The organism is Faecalicoccus sp. (assembly GCF_036552745.1).
GTDB lineage: Bacteria > Bacillota_I > Bacilli_A > Erysipelotrichales > Erysipelotrichaceae > Faecalicoccus.
The window spans coordinates 1-3,862 of the sequence record NZ_JAXKBY010000113.1 but is presented as its reverse complement, the minus strand read 5'-3'; the positions used below and the strand labels follow the sequence as shown (position 1 = coordinate 3,862).

The 3,862-nt window shown below is 48.8% G+C and carries 5 protein-coding genes; all 5 read left to right on the top strand.

What is annotated here, in order from left to right:
• Nucleotides 1-456 (top strand): heavy-metal-associated domain-containing protein (locus U0M88_RS05435; RefSeq protein ID WP_331869149.1); only part of this gene is annotated, 456 nt, incomplete at its 5' end.
• Nucleotides 457-467: 11 nt separating this feature from the next.
• Complete coding sequence (locus U0M88_RS05430; RefSeq protein ID WP_112090133.1) at nt 468-731, top strand: metal-sensing transcriptional repressor; 264 nt, start codon at nt 468-470, stop codon at nt 729-731.
• A 157-nt stretch (nt 732-888) separates the two neighbouring features.
• The gene (locus U0M88_RS05425) at nt 889-2,262 is read left to right on the top strand and encodes an MATE family efflux transporter (protein ID WP_112090134.1); all 1,374 of its coding nucleotides are present in this window, start codon (nt 889-891) and stop codon (nt 2,260-2,262) included.
• Between the two features lie 12 nt (nt 2,263-2,274).
• On the top strand, nt 2,275-2,490 hold the full coding sequence (locus U0M88_RS05420) for a FeoA family protein (RefSeq protein ID WP_112090135.1): 216 nt from the start codon (nt 2,275-2,277) through the stop codon (nt 2,488-2,490).
• A 6-nt stretch (nt 2,491-2,496) separates the two neighbouring features.
• The coding region (gene feoB, locus U0M88_RS05415) for a ferrous iron transport protein B (RefSeq protein ID WP_331869148.1) at nt 2,497-3,862 on the top strand (1,366 nt) is incomplete at its 3' end.

Sequence of the window (3,862 nt, the reverse complement as noted above, 5' to 3'; positions counted from 1 at the left end):
TTCTGGGCATTTATCTATAACATTATCGGGATTCCGGTGGCAGCAGGGCTTTTTTACCTGCCTTTTGACCTGAAATTGAATCCAATGATCGGTGCGTTTGCAATGAGCTTCAGCTCTGTATTTGTGGTATCGAACGCCCTGCGGCTGAGATGGTTCAAAGCAAAGCACTTATCCCATACGGAGCCAGACACGGCCCAATCGTATGCAGAAACACCAGCTAAAAAAATAAGCAAAGGAGCGATTGAAATGGAAAAAGTATTGAATATTGAGGGGATGGTCTGCATGAACTGCGTAAAGCACGTTGACAAGGCGCTGCGTGAAATCCAGGGCATCAGGGAGGTTTCTGTCAGCCTTGAAAACAAATCGGCACAGGTGCAGCTTAATCAGGATGTGCCGGATGAAGTATTGAAAGCGGCGATTGAGGATGCGGGCTATCAGGTTGTGGGTATCCAGTAAACGGGCGGCCTATGAAAGCAAAAAAAGATGATATTACTCACAAATTGAAGATTGCCAGAGGACAAATAGACGGTATCCTGCAAATGATTGAGGAAGATCGCTATTGTGTAGATATATCCACGCAGCTTCAGTCCGTGCAGGCTTTGTTAAAGAGCGTAAATCAACAGATTCTACAGGCACATATCCGAAACTGTGTCCGGGAGGCTTTGCAAACCGATGCAGAAAATCCGAAGCTGGAGGAAGCCCTGAAACTACTTGAAAAAATGGCACGGTAATACCAGGAGCGGAAAGGGATTCTTGCCTTTCCACTCCTAATTTCGTTTCGGATTGGATTGTAAATCCTGCAATTAGGAGCGTACAAAAAAGCCCTAATTTTATATACTTTAGGTGGTTAGATGTGGCTAATGAATGAAGATCAGGAGGAAATAAGTGATGAAACAGGCACTTGACACAAGAACAAAACTTTTAACGAAAAGTCCCTGGCCTCTCATGCTGGAACTGAGCATCCCTGCTGTCTTGGGCATGGTGGTTGTCGGGCTTTACAACATGATGGATTCCATCTTTGTCGGCCAGTTGGTGGGCGACGTGCAGATGGGAGCCGTTTCTGTATCCTATCCGTTTACCTTAATCAACGCTGGTTCAGCCGCTATGCTGGGCGTGGGTTCCGCTTCGGTGCTGTCCCGTGCCATTGGCAAAAAGGACGAAAACACCGTCAAAAAGATCATGGGCAACCTGGTTGCTATGGTTCTTCTGCTGTCGGTGATATATACAGTGATCGGCATGACGTTTACCCGTCAGCTTCTGTCCCTGGCCGGTGCAAGCGACAATATTCTGAACTATGCTGAAAAATATCTGCGGATCGTGTTTGCCGGTTCTCTGTTCGTAAACTTCTTCCAGAGTGCAAACATGGTAATCCGTGGTGAGGGGCAGCTTAAAAAAGCAATGACCATCATCGCCAGCGGTGCAATCCTTAACATCATTCTCGACCCGATTTTTATTACGATCTTAAATCCCTATGGCATGGGCATTGAGGCCGCTGCTTATGCGACCGTCCTTTCCCAGTTTATCCAGGCCGCTGTTACCCTGTGGTATTTCAAGAAGAAAAGCCCAAACGTGAAAATCGGACGCATCCGCATCGACGGCACGCTGCTCCCGCAGGTTCTTTCGGTCGGCGTATCTGCTCTGTTGATGCAGATCCTTACGCTGGTACAGCAGACTGTAATTTATCGTGTGGCATCCAACTATGGCGGCGAAACCTCCCAGCTTCTTTTGGGAGCAGCACTCCGGTTCTGGAACTTCTCTTTTGTTCCTCTTTGGGGTATCAGCCAGGGCTTCCAGCCTGCCGCCGGTACGAACTACGGCGCAAAGGATTATGACCGTGTAAAGAAGCTGACAAAGGTGTTTATCATTGCCGCTACGTTACTGTCACTGGTATTCTACATTCCGGTGGAGCTGTTCCCGGAAAAGATTTTGTCTATGTTCCTGACAACACCGGGTATCGCCGCATCGGGAGCCACGAACTTCCGTATCATGTTCAGCACCTATATCCTGCAAGGCAGCTTCTTGATTGCCGTAACTTTGTTCCAGTCCTTGGGCAAGGCAAATAAGGCGACCTGGCTGGTGCTGTTCCGTCAGATTATCCTGTTTATCCCGCTTTGCGTCATTCTGCCGATGATCGGCGGCATGGGCATCCGTGGCGTGTGGCTGGCGATTGCGCTGACCGATGCGATCCTCGTCGTTATCACGATTTCCATGATGCTGTATGAGTTTGGCAAGATGCCGGCGACTTCCAGCGTAAAGCGATAAGGAGGGCCGTATATGTACCTCTGCGATGGAAAGATAGGAAATAACTACAAAGTTTCAGATATTGAGCTGCCCACCAATATGGAAAAGCGGCTGGAAGCTCTGGGCATGACCCGTGGGACTTCCGTTGCCGTCCTGAATAGCAAAAGCCACGGTGTTCTGATCGTCAAGGTGAGAGGAACACGGTTTGCTCTTGGGCGCAATATCACCAAAAATATTTTAGTGGGGTAAATTCCGATGAGAGAAAACTTGACAATCGGCTTCATCGGAAATCCGAACTGCGGAAAGACTACGCTTTTTAATGCGTATACCGGCGCAAACTTAAAAGTGGCGAACTGGCCGGGAGTTACGGTTGAAAAAGTAGAGGGCGCCATTAAAGACCATGATTTGAATATTCGTCTGGTCGATCTTCCCGGAACATACAGCCTGACCTCCTACACGATGGAGGAACAGGTATCCAGGCAGTTCATACTAAGTGATGAAGTCGATGTGATTATTGATGTTGCGGACGCTTCCGCTCTGGAGCGAAACTTATACTTGACTTTGCAGCTTTTAGAGCTGGGCAAGCCGGTCGTGCTGGCGTTAAACATGATGGATATTGTGGAGAAGCGTGGCATGGAAATTGACACACACAGGCTGCCGGAAATGCTGGGCATCCCGGTCATTCCGGTTTCAGCCAGAAAGCGAACCGGCCTGGATGTGCTTCTTCACGCAGCGGCACATCACAAGGACTGCAAAGACCCGGAGTGCTTGATTCATCACCACAAATACAAACCAAAGCACCGGCACGACCATCATTCAGAATATGCGATGGTTTACAGCGACGCTATTGAGGACAAGATTGACCTTATTATGGCGGAACTGAAACGGAAATATCCGAACCTAACGAATTACCGGTGGCACGCAATTAAGCTGTTGGAGCAGGATAAGGAAATCTCCGAACGCTATCCGGTAAGCCTCCCGGATGTGATCGACCGGAACTATGAATCGGACATCATCAATGAGAAGTACGATTTTATCCAGGAGATCATTAGGGAAGTATTGGTAAATAAAGACCGGCAGGATGCCTTGACTGAAAAAGTAGACCGGGCACTGACCCACCGGGTTTGGGGTATCCCGATTTTCCTTGGTATCATGGCGGTGGTATTTTTCCTGACGTTTACCATTGGCGACTGGCTGAAAGGATATTTTGAAATGGGCATTGAAAGCCTGTCAGCACTGTTGAGCGATGGCTTAGTCGCTGCCGGAGTAAACGAGATGCTGCGTTCCTTGCTGGTGGACGGTATTGTAGCCGGTGTAGGTGGAATCCTCACTTTTTTGCCAAACATTTTTATCCTGTTCCTGGCATTGGCATTCCTGGAGGACAGCGGATACATGGCCCGTGTCGCCTATGTCATGGAGGGTATTATGAGTAAGCTGGGCTTATCCGGTAGGGCTTTCATTCCCATGATACTGGGCTTTGGCTGTACGGTTCCGGCAATTATGGCGTCCAGGGCTTTGGAGAACCGGCGTGACCGCTTCAAAGTCATGCTGATTACACCATTTATGAGTTGCAGCGCCCGTCTGCCAATCTATATCCTGTTTGCAGAGATGTTCTTTCAGG

Bases quoted from the DNA above. Each gene is read 5' to 3' on its own strand.
- U0M88_RS05430 (WP_112090133.1), top strand. From the start codon at position 468: ATGAAAGCAAAAAAAGATGATATTACTCACAAATTGAAGATTGCCAGA.
- U0M88_RS05420 (WP_112090135.1), top strand. From the start codon at position 2,275: ATGTACCTCTGCGATGGAAAGATAGGAAATAACTACAAAGTTTCAGAT.
- U0M88_RS05425 (WP_112090134.1), top strand. From the start codon at position 889: ATGAAACAGGCACTTGACACAAGAACAAAACTTTTAACGAAAAGTCCC.